The sequence below is a fragment of the Pseudomonas sp. PS01299 genome, assembly GCF_029960145.1.
Taxonomy (GTDB): Bacteria; Pseudomonadota; Gammaproteobacteria; order Pseudomonadales; family Pseudomonadaceae; genus Aquipseudomonas; species Aquipseudomonas putida_A.
In genome coordinates this window covers 1-15,553 of record NZ_JASCPO010000136.1, presented here as the reverse complement: position 1 = coordinate 15,553, position 15,553 = coordinate 1, and the positions used below count along the sequence as shown (strand labels likewise).

Below are 15,553 nucleotides of genomic sequence, written 5' to 3'. Positions count from 1 at the left end.
GAGCAAGCCCGCTCCCACATTGGAATGTGTTTCAAATGTGGGAGCGGGCTTGCTCGCGAAAGGGCCATCCGTCACAACATCCCTCCCCCTGAAACAATGCCAAACCAAATTTTTCAGACTACTTTGTAGGATTCTGAGACATCCTGGCGTTTGGTAATCAGGGAGCTGGCACGTATGATGCTTCACAAACTTCCGCAGATTAGAAGCCTATGTCCCTGATAGTTCTACTGCTTCTGCCATTCATTGGCAGCTGTCTGGCAGCGGTGCTGCCACACAACGCGCGCAATACTGAATCCCTGTTGGCAGGTCTGGTCGCTCTGATCGGCACCGTGCAGGTCGCGTTGTTGTACCCGCAAATCGCCCACGGCGGGGTGATTCGCGAAGAGTTCATGTGGCTGCCCAGCCTCGGTTTGAATTTCGTCCTGCGCATGGACGGCTTCGCCTGGTTGTTCTCGTTGCTGGTGCTGGGCATCGGCGCTCTGGTCTCTTTATATGCGCGTTATTACATGTCGCCGGACGACCCGGTGCCGCGCTTCTTCGCCTTTTTCCTGGCGTTCATGGGCGCCATGCTCGGGCTGGTGATCTCCGGCAACCTGATCCAGATCGTGTTCTTCTGGGAGCTGACCAGCCTCTTCTCGTTCCTGTTGATCGGCTACTGGCACCACCGCTCCGATGCCCGGCGTGGCGCCTACATGGCGCTGATGGTCACCGGTGCGGGAGGATTGTGCCTGCTGGCGGGGGTCATGATCCTCGGCCATGTCGTCGGCAGCTATGACCTGGACAAGGTCCTGGCCGCCGGCGATCAGATTCGCGCACATGCCCTCTACCCTATCCTGCTTCCCCTCATCCTCATTGGCGCCCTAAGCAAAAGCGCCCAGTTCCCCTTCCATTTCTGGCTACCGCACGCCATGGCGGCGCCCACTCCGGTTTCGGCCTATCTGCACTCGGCGACCATGGTCAAGGCTGGAGTGTTTCTGCTTGCGCGTCTGTGGCCGTCATTGTCCGGCAGTGAAGAATGGTTCTACATCGTCAGCGGCGCCGGTGCGTGTACGTTGTTGCTCGGCGCCTACTGCGCGATGTTCCAGAACGATCTCAAGGGCCTGCTGGCCTACTCGACCATCAGCCATCTGGGCCTGATCACCTTGCTGCTGGGTCTGAACAGCCCGCTGGCGGCGGTTGCCGCGGTGTTCCACATTCTCAACCACGCGACCTTCAAGGCTTCGCTGTTCATGGCCGCCGGGATCATCGACCACGAAAGCGGCACCCGTGACATCCGCAAACTCAGCGGCCTGATCAAACTGATTCCGTTCACCGCCACGTTGGCGATGGTTGCCAGCGCGTCAATGGCCGGCGTACCACTGCTCAACGGCTTCCTGTCGAAAGAAATGTTCTTCGCCGAAACCGTGTTCATCAACGCCACCGCGTGGGTCGAAGCAGCGTTGCCGATTGTCGCGACCATTGCCGGTACCTTCAGCGTCGCCTACTCGCTGCGCTTTACCGTCGACGTGTTCTTCGGCCCGACGGCTACCGACCTGCCGCACACCCCGCACGAACCGCCGCGCTGGATGCGCGCGCCAGTCGAGCTGCTGGTGTTCACCTGTCTGGTCGTCGGGATCTTCCCGGCGCAAGTGGTCGGCCCGTTGCTCGCAGCCGCCGCGCTGCCGGTGGTGGGCGGGACGCTGCCGGAATACAGCCTGGCGATCTGGCACGGTCTGAACGCGCCGATGATCATGAGCCTGATCGCCATGTCCGGCGGCATCGTGGTCTATCTGCTGCTGCGCAACCAGCTCAAGCGGGGCCGCTTCAAATACCCGCCGCTGGTGGGTCGCTTCAACGGCAAGCGCCTGTTCGAGCGCAGTCTGGTGATCATGATGCGCATGGCCCGTCGGGTAGAACGCCGACTCGGCACCCGCCGCCTGCAAATGCAACTGTTCCTGATGGTCCTGGCGGCGGTGCTCGCCGGCCTGATCCCGATGTTGCACAGCAGCCTGAGCTGGGGCGACCGGCCTAAGATTCCGGGTTCGATCGTATTCGTCACCCTGTGGCTGCTGGCAATCGCTTGCGCCCTCGGCGCCGCATGGCAGGCCAAGTATCACCGTCTCGCCGCCCTGACCATGGTCAGCGTCTGCGGGTTGATGACCTGCGTGACCTTCGTCTGGTTCTCGGCGCCGGATCTGGCCCTGACGCAATTGGCGGTGGAAGTGGTGACCACGGTGCTGATCCTGCTCGGCCTGCGCTGGCTTCCGCGACGGATTGAAGAAGTCTCGCCACTACCATCGAGCCTGCGCAAGGCCCGGGTGCGGCGCTTGCGCGACTTGCTGCTGTCGATTGCCGTCGGCGCCGGCATGGCGCTGCTGTCCTACGCGATGCTGACCCGGCAGACGCCCAACGACATTTCCTCGTTCTACCTCAGCCGGGCCATGCCCGAGGGCGGTGGCAGCAACGTGGTCAACGTGATGCTGGTGGACTTCCGCGGCTTCGATACCCTCGGTGAAATCACCGTGCTGGTGGCCGTGGCGCTGACCGTGTTCGCCCTGCTGCGCCGCTTCCGCCCGCCGAAAGAAAGCCTGCAGTTGCCGGCCCAGCAACGTCTGCTCGCGCCGGACGTGGTCACCGATCTGGTCAACCCGCGCAGCGCCAGCGACACCGCGCTCGGCTTCATGATGGTGCCGGCGGTGCTGGTGCGCCTGTTGCTGCCGATTGCACTGGTGGTGTCGTGCTACCTGTTCATGCGCGGCCATAACCAGCCGGGCGGTGGTTTTGTCGCAGGCCTGGTGATGTCGGTGGCGTTCATCCTGCAGTACATGGTCGCTGGCACCCAGTGGGTCGAGGCGCAAATGAGCCTGCGACCGCTGCGCTGGATGGGCACCGGCCTGCTGTTTGCCACCGCCACCGGTCTCGGGGCGATGGCGGTCGGCTATCCGTTCCTGACCACCCACACCTGGCATTTCGCATTGCCGCTGCTGGGCGAGATCCATATCGCCAGTGCGCTGTTCTTCGATATCGGCGTGTACGCCGTGGTCGTGGGCTCGACGCTGCTGATCCTCACCGCCCTCGCCCACCAATCGGTGCGTGGTCACAAGACCGCGTCGCTGCCCAAGTCCGTCGCCAGCAAAGGAGCCGTCTGATGGAAGAAGTCATCGCAATCGCCATCGGCGTGCTCGCCGCCTCCGGGGTCTGGCTGGTGCTGCGGCCACGGACATTTCAGGTGGTCATGGGCCTGTGCCTGCTGTCCTACGCGGTCAACCTGTTCATCTTCAGCATGGGCAGCCTGTTCATCGGTAAAGAACCGGTGATCAAGGACGGCGTGACACAGGATTTGCTGCACTACACCGATCCGCTGCCGCAGGCACTGGTGCTGACCGCGATCGTCATCAGCTTCGCCATGACCGCGCTGTTCCTGGTGGTGCTGCTGGCGTCGCGGGGCCTGACCGGCACCGACCACGTCGACGGCCGGGAGCCCAAGGAATGATGGCGATGACTCACCTGATCGCCGCACCGATCCTGCTGCCGCTGCTGACCGCCGCCATCATGTTGATGCTCGGCGAGAAGCATCGGCCGCTGAAGGCGAAAATCAATCTGTTCTCCAGCCTCGTCGGCTTGTTCATTTCGGTGATGCTGCTGCAGTGGACGCAAACCACCGGCGTGCCCGGTTCCATCGGCGTGTACCTGCCGGGCAACTGGCAGGCGCCGTTCGGCATCGTGCTGGTGGTTGATCGCCTCTCGGCCTTGATGCTGGTGTTGACCGGGATCATCGGCGTCAGCGCCCTGTTGTTCGCCATGGCGCGTTGGGACGGCGCGGGATCGAGCTTCCACGCTTTGTTCCAGATTCAGCTGATGGGCCTGTATGGGGCCTTCCTCACCGCCGACCTGTTCAACCTGTTCGTGTTCTTCGAGGTGCTGCTCGCCGCCTCGTATGGCCTGTTGCTGCACGGCTCGGGTCGGGCGCGGGTGTCGTCGGGCCTACATTACATCTCGATCAACCTGCTGGCCTCGTCGCTGTTTCTGATTGGCGCGGCGTTGATCTATGGCGTCACCGGCACCCTGAACATGGCCGATCTGGCGCTGAAGATTCCGCTGGTTCCGGAAGCCGACCGTGGCTTGCTGCACGCCGGCGCGGGGATTCTTGCGGTGGCATTCCTGGCCAAGGCCGGCATGTGGCCACTGAACTTCTGGCTGGTGCCGGCCTACTCCTCGGCCAGTGCGCCGGTGGCGGCGATGTTCGCGATCATGACCAAGGTCGGCGTCTACACCCTGCTGCGCCTGTGGACGCTGCTGTTTTCCAGTCAGGCCGGGGCTTCGGCATTCTTCGGTGGCGACTGGCTGATCTACGGCGGCATGGCGACTATCGCCTGCGCGGCGCTGGCGATTCTGGCTGCACAACGCCTGGAGCGCATGGCCAGCCTGAGCATTCTGGTGTCGGCCGGGATTCTGCTGTCGGCGGTGGGTTTCGCCCAGCCGAACCTGATCGGCGCGGCGCTGTTCTATCTGGTCAGCTCGACCCTGGCACTGAGTGCGCTGTTCCTGCTGGCGGAGTTGATCGAGCGTTCGCGTTCGGCCAACGAAATCCCGCTGGAGGATGAAAGCGAGTTGCTGCCGCGTCCGCAGGAATCGCTTCAACCGCCCAAGGGCATCAACCTCGACGACGAGCAGAAAGCCGTGGTCGGTCAGGTCATTCCGTGGACCATGGCGTTTCTCGGCTTGAGTTTCATTGCCTGCGCGCTGCTGATCATCGGCATGCCGCCGCTGTCCGGGTTCATCGGCAAGCTCAACCTGATCGGTGCGCTGCTCAATCCGCTGGGGCTGGGCGGCGAGGCACCGATCTCGAACGCTGCATGGGCGTTGCTGGCGCTGCTGATCCTCTCCGGACTGGCCTCGTTGATGGCATTCGCGCGCATGGGCATCCAGCGTTTCTGGACGCCCGAGGAGCGCCCTTCGCCGCTGCTGCGCAAGCTTGAATGCGCACCGATCTTCCTGTTGCTGGGGCTGAGCATCGCGCTGACCTTCAAGGCCGAACCGCTGCTGCGTTACACCCAGGCCACCGCCGACGCGCTGAACAACCCGCAGCAATACGTGATGGCGGTGCTCGGCACCCGCGCCGTTCCCAGCCCTGAAGCCAAAGCGGCGATCCTGGAGGTGCAGCCATGAAGCGCGTATTTCCGGCACCGTTGCTGTCACTGGCGTTGTGGGTTTTGTGGCTGACGCTGAACCTCTCCGTCAGCCCGGGCAACCTGCTGCTCGGTGCAATCCTCGGGTTCGCCGCACCATTGATGATGCGCAAGCTGCGCCCGAAACAGGTGCGCATCCGCCGTCCGCTGACGATTTTGCGCCTGTTCGTGATGGTCGGTCGTGACGTGATCCTCTCCAATCTGATCGTCGCCTGGGGCGTGCTCAATGCCGGTCGCCGACCGCCGCGTTCGCGCTTCGTCAAAGTCCCGCTGGACCTGCGCGACGCCCACGGTCTGGCCGCTCTGGCGATGATTTGCACCGTGGTGCCCGGCACCGTGTGGTCGGAGCTGGCGCTGGATCGCAGCATTCTGCTGCTACATGTTTGGGATCTGGATGACGAGGCGCACTTCATCCACCACTTCAAGACTGCCTACGAGCAGCCGTTGATGGAGATTTTCGAATGAGCCCGCTGCTGTCGAACGCGATTCTGCTGACGCTGTTCCTGTTCTCGCTGGCGATGGTTCTGACCCTGATTCGCCTGTTCAAGGGGCCGTCGGCACAGGATCGGGTACTCGCTCTGGATTACCTGTACATCGTCGCCATGCTGATGATGCTGACCCTGGGCATTCGTTATTCCAGTGACACTTATTTCGAGGCGGCGCTGCTGATCGCGCTGTTCGGCTTCGTCGGCTCGTTTGCCCTGGCGAAATTCCTGCTGCGTGGCGAGGTGATCGAATGACTGCTGAATTGTCGCTGTGGGTGGAGATTCCGGTGGCGATCCTGCTGGTGCTCAGCGGGGTGTTTGCGCTGATTGGCGCGACCGGATTGCTGCGCATGAAGGATTATTTTCAGCGCATGCACCCGCCGGCGCTGGCCTCGACACTGGGCGCGTGGTGTGTCGCACTGGCTTCGATCATCTGTTTTTCTGCACTCAAGTCCGGGCCGGTGATGCATGCCTGGCTGATTCCGATTCTGCTGGCGATTACCGTACCGGTGACTACGTTGCTGCTGGCGCGGGCGGCTTTGTTCCGCAAGCGCATGGCGGGGGATGATGTGCCGGCTGAGGTGAGTAGTCGCCGCACCGAGAGTGGTAGTTAGTTTCTACATCTAGGGTGTCTGAACTGGCCTCTTCGCGAGCAAGCCCGCTCCCACATTTGGAATGCATTTCCCCTGTGGGAGCGGGCTTGCTCGCGAAGAGGCCGGTATTGCCAACACATGAACCGGGTCAGACCCAAGCCACCGCCAACAACCCCGCCCCCAACACCAGACACAGCGGCGAATACACCCAGGTATCCAGCCGCGCAAACCGCGACCCCTTCACTTCCTTGAAAAACCCCACCAGATTCGAATCGCCGATCGCCCGGGCGAACATCAATAACGCAATCGCACTGATCACCCATTGCAACGCTTTGTGATGCACCGCCGGCATGCCCCAGCCGACGCGCATGCACACCAGTGCGGCAATCACCAACAATGCTGCCGCTACCAGCAAGGTAATCCAGCCTGACGGTTTGAACGCCGGTCGCACCGTCGCCACCAGTCCTCGCACCGGCACTTGCGGTACCGCCGCCACCGCCGCCCATTGCCCACCCAGCGCCCAATACACGTGTACCAGGGCGATTGCTGCAAATATCGTCACCAGCCATTGAGCCAACACAAAGGTCATGGTCGAGAATCCTTTCAAGGGATTTGAACAAAACATCCTAGTCGGCATTTTTTGAAGTGCACGACCGATCAGCGGTACGGTAAAGTGCCGCACCATGAAATTCACCCGTTCCGATCGCTCACTGCTGGCCTGGATGCTTTATTGCTGCGTCCTGTTCAACGTGTTCGCCTGCAGCATCGGTCACGGGCAAATGGTCGGGATGCAGCTCAACGGCATCGGCGGGCAGTTCTGTACGGTCGACCCGGCCACCCAAGCGCCACTGACCAGCAATCCCGGCGAAGAACAATTGCCGACCCTGTCGAAGGCGTTCGGCTGTCCGCTGTGCTCGGTCGGCGGCGGCATGGGCCCGGCGTTCAACTCCAGCCTGACCCTCGCGGTGCTGCCCGAACAGCACAGCCCGCCGCTGGCGCCCATCGTCAGTGCTGACCTCCCTGCCCGCTTCACCTGGCCCTCGGCCAATCCTCGCGCCCCACCGCTCGCCTGAGTGTCTTTGCCTTTTTGATTTTTCAGCCCACTGCGCCAACGCGCGGCGTTCGCCTGTGCGCTGATTCCTAGACAAGCATTCAGGATTCAACGATGAAACATATTCCTCTGCTGGCGAGCCTGTGCGGCTGCCTGTCCCTTAACGCCTGGGCGCAATCCACCGTGGATCTGGCACCGATCACCATCGACGGCGAATCCACCAGCGAACCAGGCCTGAGCCTCGATCAATCCAGCGGCATGGCTTCGCGTCTCGGCTTGAGCGTGCGCGACACACCGGCCTCGGTGGCCGTCGCCAACCGCAACGACATCGAACGCCACGGCGCACAGAACTTTCAAGACGCCGCCAACACCCTGACCGGGGTCAATGCCAGCGCACCACCGGGCTTTGGCGGATTCGTCTCCTATCGCGGTTTCACCAGTAGCCAGATCACTCAGATGTTCAACGGCGTCACCGTCTCCGGCGGCCTCGCCCGACCGGTGGATTCATGGATCTATGATCGGGTCGAGCTGGTGGGCGGGCCTTCGTCACTGATCAACGGCGCAGGCTCGGTGGGGGGGTCGCTGAACTACGTGACCAAACTGGCAACTCGCGACGAACAAGCCGCTGAAGGTCGCGTCAGCTACGGCAGTTACGACACCACCGAAACCGCGTTCGGCCTCAACCACGCGCTGACCGACCCGAGCGCCGACGTGCAGCACTACGCGCGGCTCGATGTCAGCCACAACACCAGCAACGGCTACATCGACCGTCAGGAGCGCGATGCCTGGAGCGTGGCGTTCTCGTTGCTCAGCGACCTCACGCCGAATCTGTCGCACACCCTGGCCCTGGAATATCAGGACGAACACGAAGACAGCCCGTACTGGGGCACGCCGGTGCTCAACCCCAAAGCCGGCGAGTTGAAGATCGACAAACACAATCGCTTCAACAACTACAACGTCGAGGACGGGCGCTACGAACAGCGCACGATCTGGGTGCGCTCGATCATCGACTACCGGATCAACGACAGCACCACTCTGCGCAATACGCTGTATCACCTCGACAGCCAGCGAGACTACCGCAACCTCGAGACCTATCAGTACAACGCTGACAACACGGCGGTGAATCGCTCCACCGCCTATCAAGTGCGGCATCAGGGTGAGCAGAACGGCAACCAGTTCGAACTGCGCCACGACAATACCCTGCTCGGCCTCGACACCACTTGGTCCGGTGGTTTCGAGTACAAGGTCAACCAGACCACCAACTCGCCGCTGAATATCAAAGGCGCAAGCACGGTCGACCCGAACAACTACCGTCCGGGGCATTTCTACGATATTCCCGGCACCAACCCGACACAGATCAGCGACAAGACCAACGAGGTCACCACCAAGGCGCTGTTCGTGGAAAACCGCCTGGCACTGACCGACAAACTGGCGTTGCTCACCGGCCTGCGTTACGACGACATCGACCTCGACGTGACCAACCATCGCACCGTGACGGCCGCCAATCCGAAGCATCTCAAGCGCAGCTGGGAGCCGATCACCGGGCGTGTCGGCCTGACTTACCAGTTCATTCCATCGGCCAATGTCTACGTGCAATACAGCACCGCCGCCGAGCAACCGAACGGCACGCAGGACTTCGATGTTTCCACCGGCAAGCAATGGGAAGTCGGCAGCAAGTTCGACTACCTGGAAGGCCGTGGCTCGGCGACGGTTGCCGCCTACACCATCGAGCGCAAGGACTTCGCCGTGACTGACCCGCTGGACCCTACCAGCAGCATCCCGGTAGGACAGCAAACTTCGAAAGGCATCGAGATTGCCAGCTCCCTGCGGATCACCGACAAACTGTTGGCCGAAGGCAACTTCGCCTGGGTCGATGCACAATACGATGATTTCACCGAAAAGAACGCCGCCGGCGCGGTGGTTTCACGCAAGGGCAACACGCCGACCAACGTTCCGGACCGGGTCGGCAATCTATGGCTGACTTACGATTTTTCGCCGCAATGGCAAGGTGGGGTCGATGCGCGGTATGTGGCGTCGGTGTATGCGGACACGGCGAACACCATGACCGTGCCGTCGTACACGCTGTTCGGCAGCTTCCTCAGCTACAAGGTCGACTCGCACACCACCGTCACCGGCCGAGTGCGCAACCTGACCAATGAGGTGTATGCCGAGTTTGCGCATGTGTCGCCGGCTTACTATCTGGGTACACCGCGTACCTTTGAATTGGCGGTGCAGACTCGATTCTGAGTCGACACATAACCTGTGGCGAGGGAGCTTGCTCCCGCTGGGTTGCGAAGCAGCCCTGAAATCGGCTGACGCGGTTAATCATTAAAACCGCATTTTCCGAGATAGCGACTGCTCCGCAGCCGAGCGGGAGCAAGCTCCCTCGCCACAGAAGCCCATCTCATTTCATATCAGCCGCCACCTTCTCCGCCACATCTTCCGGCACCCACGCCTGCCACACCTCCGGATGCGCTTTCATGAACGCTTCCGCCGCCTGACGTGGTGCGGTGTGTTTCTCGCTCATCTCGGCCAACGCCTTGTTCAGCGGCTCGATCGGGAAATCCACCTTGTTGAAGAAATCCGCGATCTGCGGATACTGCTTCTGGAACGGCGTAGACACGCCAATCGACAGCTTCGATGCCAGCGAACGGGTCGGTTTCGGATTGGGGTTATCGGCATCGGTCAGGGTCTTCCACGCCTCGGCATCGAACGGTGGCTCTTCCAGCTGCACCAGTTTGAATTTGCCCAGCAATGGCGTCGGCGACCAGTAATAGAACAGCACCGGTTTGCCCCGACGGATCGAAGAGCTGATCTCGGCATCCAGCGCCGCGCCCGATCCACTGCGGAAATTGGTGTAATCGTCCTGCAGGCCGTAAGCGGTCAGCTTCTGCTTGTTCACCACTTCCGAGGTCCAGCCGATCGGGCTGTTGAGGAACCGACCCTTGCTCGGATTTTCCGGGTCCTTGAACACGTCCTTGTATTTCTTCAGGTCGCTGACACTGCGCAAGTCCGGCGCCAGCGGCTTGATGCCCTTGGCCGGGTCACCCTTGATCACGTACTCCGGCACCCACCAGCCTTCAGTGGCACCCTTGACCGTATCGCCGAGACTGACGACCTTGCCCTCCGCTTCAGCCTTGACCCACACCGGACTGCGCCCGGCCCACTCTTCGCCAATGACCTGAATGTCATTGTTGGCCAGCGCGGTCTCAAGCGTGATGGTGGTGCCGGGCAGCGTATCGGTCGGCAGGCCATAGCCCTTCTCGACGATGATCCGCAGAACATCGGTGATCAGGCTGCCGCTTTCCCAGTTCAGGTCGGCAAAATGAATCGGTGCCTGTGCCGCCGCTGCCGGCTGCGCGGCCGTCAGTACACCGAACGAAACCACGCTGGCGGCCAATAGCCGTCGAATTCCTTTCATGCTTTTGCACCTCGTGCTGTTCACAGCAATAGCAGGATGGCCTGGCAGAAGACCGCAAGCCTCTGAATACTCAGTCAACTGACTGTAGCCGAGGTTCCTGCTTTTTCCGGGGGCCAATCCCGGCGAGGTTATGTTTCAGACTTTTCCTGCAAGCTTTGCAGCTCGCGTCTGACCATGCTGGCGTATTCCGCAGGCCGCAAGGTGTAGATCTGCGCTGCCACCCAGCTCAGCCACGCGCCCTGCAATTCGGCTTTGGCGTTGAACAGGCGCAATGCCTCTTCACGTGCGCGGTCGAGGTTCTGCGAATGGAAGTCGGCGCGGCTCACACCACCGATCACTCGCTGGCCTTGAACGTGATCAGTTCGCCCTTGCGCCACTTCGCCGCTTTACCGGTAACGGCTTTCAGGGTCTTGGTCAGGCCTTCCTGCAGTTGCTGGTGCGCGGCAAACACCGTCACCACGCTGTGGCCTTCCTTGAACAGGATCGCGTGGCCGTCCGCTGTATCGACAAAGGCGTAATCGCCCAGGCCGTAGACCGTCAGCTTGATTTCGCGAAAGCGAATGTCCATCTTGCCGCCTTCACGGCTGGGCAGCACGGCCGCGCTGAAATGATCGCCGACCTTGAGCTTGAGCCCCGGTTTGTCATCAACCACCAACGCACTTTCGGTGTCGATCTCGGCCACGTAAATGCCTTCGGCGTTCTGTTCGGTGATGTAAACAAAACGCGACTGGAACAGCTTGACCAGCTTTGCACGCAAATCACCCAACACGAACAAAGCATGCATATCGAGGTTACTGACTGCCAAAGAAACATCCCCACATCTGAAAAAGTACCCGCGCCAAAACGCGCACGGCAAAAAAACGGCCAGGCCGATGCTGTTACCGAATGACTTCAGTACACCTGAAACAAGCGGAGCGCCCATACATCACAAGTTCGCAAGACTACTGGAAAGTCAGGCGAGAAACTTGCCTCGATGTTCGCCAGGCCTTGAAGGAAAAATCTTCATTGAAGCGCAACGAAGACGGACTACAAACTTTAGGGAAAAAACTGACGAAAAAAAGCCCTTTTCCGACATATCGCCGGTAAAAAATTGCTTTAGATAGGCACCTGTCGCCAGCAGACACTGGCGATTCTAGAGCAGCGATGCTGCTTCCGACTACCCGAACCGACCTGTAACCGTCGGCTATCTCATGAAAAGGACTTCATATGTGCACTCTGACTCACTTTGCCCAGCCCTCCAAACCAGTCATGGATACGCCTTTCGTGCTGCACGGCACTGATTTGCCGGAACTTGCGCAATACGCACAAAGCGTCCAGACCCCGCGATTTCAGGTGGTCCCGGCAGGTAATGCGTTCTTTCATATCAAGGAATCTTCCACCGGCCGTGTAAGAGGTTTCCGCGAAGACCATAACGAAGCGTGCGCCCTCGCCCGCTTGCTTGAATCACGAATCGAACTCTTGTCCAACGGCTGCCTCAGATAAAGAGCGAGCGACAGCGCCATTTCGGCACACGCAAAAGGAGTACACGATGGAACTGCCTGCATATGATCTGAAAACCCTGTTCGACCAACTGGGCCTGCCATCGGAAAACGGGGCCATCGACGATTTCATCGAAGCGCATCCGCTGGATGCCAAAACCAAGTTGATCGATGCCAAGTTCTGGACAGCGCAACAGGCGCAACTGCTGAAGGAGTGGCTGCGCGCCGACGGCGAAGAAGCGGTGATGGTCGATGAATTGAACGTACGCCTGCACGACGGACGTTAATAAATGTCAGTGCAGGCTGTCGCCAGGCTCGGCCATCAGTTGCGCGAGCCAGGCAGCCTTGCACTCCTCCGCCTCGTCGCGACTGGCGAACGCGGTGCCACGCCGCTCACCATTGAGCAACACCACCCAGCAGACGCTCTGGCCCATCGCGCGCAATCCGGCGGGCACACCACTGCCAATCATCACCGCGACATCGACTCTGCACATACTGACCTCTCGATTTCATTAGCTACCTAACTAACGGCCATGTTAATGACTTCATCGCAGAGGAAACAGCAACGCCCGTGCACAGATTCATTGCGCGAGCGGTAACAATCGATCAGCGCGGATTCTCCGGCTTGTAACCCAGGCGCAGACCGCCCCAATGCCGGCCCTTGACCATGATCGGCACCGACAAGTCGTGCATCAGCTCCCCGGTGTCACGGGTGTAGGTCTGCAGCAACACCGCCTGTTGATGGCTGCCGCAGCGGATCCCGGTGCGGTCGGCGAACTTGCGTTTGGTGCGGTTACCCACCGCGTCGACCTGCGCGTCACCGGTCAACGGCTGACTGAACGCCAGATTGTGCGTCGGCACATAACCCTGCGGCGTGCAGGCGATGGCGAACACCAACCCCTCATGACGCGGCAGCAACGGCTCCTGGATCGCCGGCAGCACCTGATCGGTGTAACGGTCGAAACGGGTCTGAAACTTCGCCGGCTGCGTCCCGGGAATCGGTTGATATTGACGGTCGAACAAATCCTCAAGACTGATCCGCCCCTGCTCGACATCCGCCTCGAACCGCGCCGCAATCTGACTAGCGCCCTCACGCGCCAGGTCATAGACGCGCTGGTGATAGTCATCCAGACCGACTTCGGCCAGACGCTCGCTGATGGTTTCCGCCTGCCCTTCCATCTGCACAGCGGCCTCGGCCAGACGCCGGGTTTGTTGATCGCTGATCGCCAGATCACTGCGCATCTGCTCGATGGCCTTGAACAGACTGTCGAGCTGCTCGCGATTGGTTTCCGCGCCACGGGCGATTTCGCCGACCTGACTTTCCACCCCTGCCGCCAACCGCGCGATGTTTTCCAGATGCTGGCCGGTGTTCTCGACCTGCTCGACGCCGGTCTGCAGATCGCTGGACAGCTCGCGGATCTGCTCCACCACTTGCGCCGTGCGCTGCTGAATATCGGCGACCATCTCGCCGACCTCGCCGGTCGCCGAGGCCGTCCGCGCTGCCAGACCGCGCACCTCATCCGCCACCACTGCGAAACCGCGACCATGCTCGCCAGCCCGCGCCGCTTCAATCGCCGCGTTCAACGCCAGCAGATTGGTCTGGCTGGCGATGGATTGAATCACCAGGGTTACGCGCTGAATGTCATCGCTGCGCAGGCTCAGGGCTTCGATCAGCTCACGACTGGCGTTGGCGCGTTGACTGAGTTGATGCATGCGCGCAATCGAATCCACCAGTTCCGTGCGCCCCGCCGCGCTGCTGTGATGCGCTTCGCTGGCGGCGTCCAGCGCTTCACGACTGAGCTGCGAAGTGGCGTGTTCGGTGGCGATCATCACTTCGGCGTTGCTGACAATCTGCGCCGCCGCATCGAGTTGCGATTCCAGTTTGCCCGCCAGTTGCTTGACGGAAAACGCCACACCGGCAGCTGACAGTGCGTTATGACTGGTGGTGTAGGAAAGATCGCGGGTGAGTTCGGAAATCGCGCTACCGGTCTCGGCAGGCACAACATCGGCGACGGCACGCGAGCGCAGGCGCGGCAGCCAGACAATCAGCACCGCCAGCGGCAGGCCGATGTACAGCGACCCTCCACCCAGCGTCATGCCGGCGAGCAACAGCATCAGGGCGATGCTTTGCAGGGTCGGAGCGATCCAGCGGTTTTTCGGCAACAGCACTGGTGCGGGCAAAGCCCCAACCAGAGATCCATCTCTCGTCATATCAACACCCCACGCTTGTTCTCATTGTTGTGACTGCATTAAACGCCACTAGAACGCCATTATCCATGGTCCGTTAGTCGTGGAGTCTGCAGCAGGTCAATGGAACGGCGCGCAAAATATCGCAGACGAGCAAAAGCAAAGATCGCAGCCCCATCAGCTCGTGTAGGAGCTGCCGAAGGCTGCGATCTTTTGCAGGCACCCCCGATTCAGGGGGCAGCCATGGAATCAGGCCTGACGCTGGTGCTTGTCGATCTGCTCGTGACGCTCTTGAGCTTCGATGCAGTACTTGGTGGTCGGGCTGATCAACAGGCGTTTCAGGCCGATGGCCTCGCCGCTGTCGTCGCACCAGCCAAAACTGTCTTCCTTGATGCGCTCAAGGGCTTGTTCCAGTTGCGGCAGCATGCGCTGGTCGCGATCGATCGCGTTCACCAGCCAGGTGCGCTCTTCTTCAACCGAAGCCGCGTCCGCCGGGTCGGCCGGAGTGTCCAGGCTTTCGATGGCGATACGGTTTTGCTCAATGCGCTCGTGGGTTTCGACTTTCATGTTCTGCAACAGCTCGGTGAAGAAAGCGTGTTGCTCGGCATTCATGTAGTCATCTGCCGGCATCGCCAGCAACTTGTCCTTTGTCATTGATATCTCTATAAAAAAACGTGCATTAAGGCGAAATAGGGAGCGTTCCGGCGAACCGTGTCCGGTCGACGAAAAGGCATCGTTTATTGCAAACGCCACCCGGCACTCAATTTACGAAGGGGCGGCAGTCTAAGGCCCGTTTGAGGCCTCAGCAACTGTAAATACCGGGAATTTGTCCGACAACAGCCGTAAACGGGTCTGACACAGGCTTCGTGGCGGTCATCGGAGTGCGTTTATAGCAAGAAATTCAGTCGAGCGGCTGTATATAGAAGACAAACGGCTAACCGAGCGGCAGTTGGTCGCATTTTTTTCAGCCATGCCGCCCGCGCAGTGCATCGTTTCAGCTGCGCAGGCGCCGAAAATCTCCCCTGCCAACTGTCCGCACCCCGCCTATCATCAGGCACACCGCAAATAACTGTGGCGAGGGAGCTTGCTCCCGCTGGGGCGCGAAGCGGCCCTTGCTCTTCAACTTTAAAAAGCAGTGGGCCTGCTTCGCAGTCCAGCGGGAGCAAGCTC

General features: G+C 60.8%; 17 protein-coding genes. 10 read left to right on the top strand and 7 right to left on the bottom strand.

The window, feature by feature from the left end; translation table 11 throughout:
• Positions 1 to 209 precede the first annotated feature (209 nt).
• From QMX91_RS20740 to QMX91_RS20715, 6 genes are read left to right on the top strand one after another with little or no spacing between them, the layout of a single operon-like run.
• A complete protein-coding gene (locus tag QMX91_RS20740; protein WP_282413273.1) occupies positions 210 to 3,128 on the top strand; it encodes a monovalent cation/H+ antiporter subunit A in 2,919 nt (972 codons plus the stop codon).
• Positions 3,128 to 3,472 carry a Na+/H+ antiporter subunit C gene (locus tag QMX91_RS20735; protein ID WP_003225953.1) on the top strand — a complete coding sequence of 115 codons (345 nt, stop codon included), beginning with the start codon at positions 3,128 to 3,130 and terminating at the stop codon, positions 3,470 to 3,472. The genes QMX91_RS20740 and QMX91_RS20735 overlap by 1 nt, the downstream gene beginning before the upstream one ends.
• A complete protein-coding gene (locus QMX91_RS20730; protein WP_282413272.1) occupies positions 3,469 to 5,148 on the top strand; it encodes a monovalent cation/H+ antiporter subunit D in 1,680 nt (559 codons plus the stop codon). The genes QMX91_RS20735 and QMX91_RS20730 overlap by 4 nt, the downstream gene beginning before the upstream one ends.
• Positions 5,145 to 5,633, top strand: a complete 489-nt coding sequence (locus QMX91_RS20725; protein ID WP_098964384.1) for a Na+/H+ antiporter subunit E — start codon at positions 5,145 to 5,147, stop codon at positions 5,631 to 5,633. The genes QMX91_RS20730 and QMX91_RS20725 overlap by 4 nt, the downstream gene beginning before the upstream one ends.
• Positions 5,630 to 5,908, top strand: a complete 279-nt coding sequence (locus QMX91_RS20720; RefSeq protein ID WP_003225959.1) for a K+/H+ antiporter subunit F — start codon at positions 5,630 to 5,632, stop codon at positions 5,906 to 5,908. The genes QMX91_RS20725 and QMX91_RS20720 overlap by 4 nt, the downstream gene beginning before the upstream one ends.
• The gene (locus QMX91_RS20715; protein WP_095136490.1) at positions 5,905 to 6,267 is read left to right on the top strand and encodes a Na+/H+ antiporter subunit G; all 363 of its coding nucleotides are present in this window, start codon (positions 5,905 to 5,907) and stop codon (positions 6,265 to 6,267) included. The genes QMX91_RS20720 and QMX91_RS20715 overlap by 4 nt, the downstream gene beginning before the upstream one ends.
• A gap of 127 nt (positions 6,268 to 6,394) precedes the next feature.
• On the opposite strand, the gene QMX91_RS20710 is transcribed toward QMX91_RS20715, so the two are convergent.
• Positions 6,395 to 6,835 carry a DUF3995 domain-containing protein gene (locus QMX91_RS20710; RefSeq protein WP_098964385.1) on the bottom strand — a complete coding sequence of 147 codons (441 nt, stop codon included), beginning with the start codon at positions 6,833 to 6,835 and terminating at the stop codon, positions 6,395 to 6,397.
• 94 nt (positions 6,836 to 6,929) lie between these two features.
• Between QMX91_RS20710 and QMX91_RS20705 the strand changes: the two genes are divergently transcribed.
• Positions 6,930 to 7,319, top strand: coding sequence for a DUF2946 domain-containing protein (locus QMX91_RS20705; protein WP_097090306.1), 390 nt, complete (start codon positions 6,930 to 6,932; stop codon positions 7,317 to 7,319).
• 92 nt (positions 7,320 to 7,411) lie between these two features.
• Positions 7,412 to 9,544, top strand: coding sequence for a TonB-dependent receptor (locus QMX91_RS20700; protein WP_282413271.1), 2,133 nt, complete (start codon positions 7,412 to 7,414; stop codon positions 9,542 to 9,544).
• Between the two features lie 157 nt (positions 9,545 to 9,701).
• On the opposite strand, the gene QMX91_RS20695 is transcribed toward QMX91_RS20700, so the two are convergent.
• From QMX91_RS20695 to QMX91_RS20685, 3 genes are all read right to left on the bottom strand, one after another.
• Positions 9,702 to 10,718: an ABC transporter substrate-binding protein gene (locus QMX91_RS20695; RefSeq protein ID WP_282413270.1), complete on the bottom strand. Its 1,017-nt coding sequence runs from the start codon at positions 10,716 to 10,718 to the stop codon at positions 9,702 to 9,704.
• Positions 10,719 to 10,846: 128 nt separating this feature from the next.
• Positions 10,847 to 11,044 (bottom strand): hypothetical protein, encoded by a 198-nt coding sequence (locus QMX91_RS20690; protein WP_098968428.1) that lies wholly within the window; start codon positions 11,042 to 11,044, stop codon positions 10,847 to 10,849.
• A gap of 8 nt (positions 11,045 to 11,052) precedes the next feature.
• Entirely contained in the window at positions 11,053 to 11,523 is a 471-nt protein-coding gene (locus QMX91_RS20685; RefSeq protein WP_007966910.1) for a hypothetical protein, read from the bottom strand.
• A 401-nt stretch (positions 11,524 to 11,924) separates the two neighbouring features.
• Here QMX91_RS20685 and QMX91_RS20680 point away from each other — a divergent pair, with 401 nt between their 5' ends.
• Entirely contained in the window at positions 11,925 to 12,200 is a 276-nt protein-coding gene (locus tag QMX91_RS20680; RefSeq protein WP_027612961.1) for a hypothetical protein, read from the top strand.
• A gap of 46 nt (positions 12,201 to 12,246) precedes the next feature.
• Positions 12,247 to 12,483: a DUF2789 family protein gene (locus QMX91_RS20675; protein WP_210558730.1), complete on the top strand. Its 237-nt coding sequence runs from the start codon at positions 12,247 to 12,249 to the stop codon at positions 12,481 to 12,483.
• Positions 12,484 to 12,489: 6 nt separating this feature from the next.
• Here QMX91_RS20675 and QMX91_RS20670 read toward each other — a convergent pair whose 3' ends face one another.
• From QMX91_RS20670 to QMX91_RS20660, 3 genes are all read right to left on the bottom strand, one after another.
• Positions 12,490 to 12,690 (bottom strand): hypothetical protein, encoded by a 201-nt coding sequence (locus QMX91_RS20670; protein ID WP_007966907.1) that lies wholly within the window; start codon positions 12,688 to 12,690, stop codon positions 12,490 to 12,492.
• Between the two features lie 112 nt (positions 12,691 to 12,802).
• Positions 12,803 to 14,407, bottom strand: coding sequence for a methyl-accepting chemotaxis protein (locus QMX91_RS20665; protein WP_282413269.1), 1,605 nt, complete (start codon positions 14,405 to 14,407; stop codon positions 12,803 to 12,805).
• A gap of 225 nt (positions 14,408 to 14,632) precedes the next feature.
• The gene (locus QMX91_RS20660; RefSeq protein WP_003225981.1) at positions 14,633 to 15,037 is read right to left on the bottom strand and encodes a TraR/DksA family transcriptional regulator; all 405 of its coding nucleotides are present in this window, start codon (positions 15,035 to 15,037) and stop codon (positions 14,633 to 14,635) included.
• Positions 15,038 to 15,553: the final 516 nt, after the last annotated feature.

Coding starts and splice junctions, on each gene's coding strand:
- QMX91_RS20735 (WP_003225953.1), top strand. CDS start 3,128: ATGGAAGAAGTCATCGCAATCGCCATCGGCGTGCTCGCCGCCTCCGGG.
- QMX91_RS20715 (WP_095136490.1), top strand. CDS start 5,905: ATGACTGCTGAATTGTCGCTGTGGGTGGAGATTCCGGTGGCGATCCTG.
- QMX91_RS20740 (WP_282413273.1), top strand. CDS start 210: ATGTCCCTGATAGTTCTACTGCTTCTGCCATTCATTGGCAGCTGTCTG.
- QMX91_RS20730 (WP_282413272.1), top strand. CDS start 3,469: ATGATGGCGATGACTCACCTGATCGCCGCACCGATCCTGCTGCCGCTG.
- QMX91_RS20695 (WP_282413270.1), bottom strand. CDS start 10,718: ATGAAAGGAATTCGACGGCTATTGGCCGCCAGCGTGGTTTCGTTCGGT.
- QMX91_RS20710 (WP_098964385.1), bottom strand. CDS start 6,835: ATGACCTTTGTGTTGGCTCAATGGCTGGTGACGATATTTGCAGCAATC.
- QMX91_RS20675 (WP_210558730.1), top strand. CDS start 12,247: ATGGAACTGCCTGCATATGATCTGAAAACCCTGTTCGACCAACTGGGC.
- QMX91_RS20725 (WP_098964384.1), top strand. CDS start 5,145: ATGAAGCGCGTATTTCCGGCACCGTTGCTGTCACTGGCGTTGTGGGTT.
- QMX91_RS20670 (WP_007966907.1), bottom strand. CDS start 12,690: ATGTGCAGAGTCGATGTCGCGGTGATGATTGGCAGTGGTGTGCCCGCC.
- QMX91_RS20705 (WP_097090306.1), top strand. CDS start 6,930: ATGAAATTCACCCGTTCCGATCGCTCACTGCTGGCCTGGATGCTTTAT.
- QMX91_RS20660 (WP_003225981.1), bottom strand. CDS start 15,037: ATGACAAAGGACAAGTTGCTGGCGATGCCGGCAGATGACTACATGAAT.
- QMX91_RS20665 (WP_282413269.1), bottom strand. CDS start 14,407: ATGACGAGAGATGGATCTCTGGTTGGGGCTTTGCCCGCACCAGTGCTG.
- QMX91_RS20720 (WP_003225959.1), top strand. CDS start 5,630: ATGAGCCCGCTGCTGTCGAACGCGATTCTGCTGACGCTGTTCCTGTTC.
- QMX91_RS20680 (WP_027612961.1), top strand. CDS start 11,925: ATGTGCACTCTGACTCACTTTGCCCAGCCCTCCAAACCAGTCATGGAT.
- QMX91_RS20700 (WP_282413271.1), top strand. CDS start 7,412: ATGAAACATATTCCTCTGCTGGCGAGCCTGTGCGGCTGCCTGTCCCTT.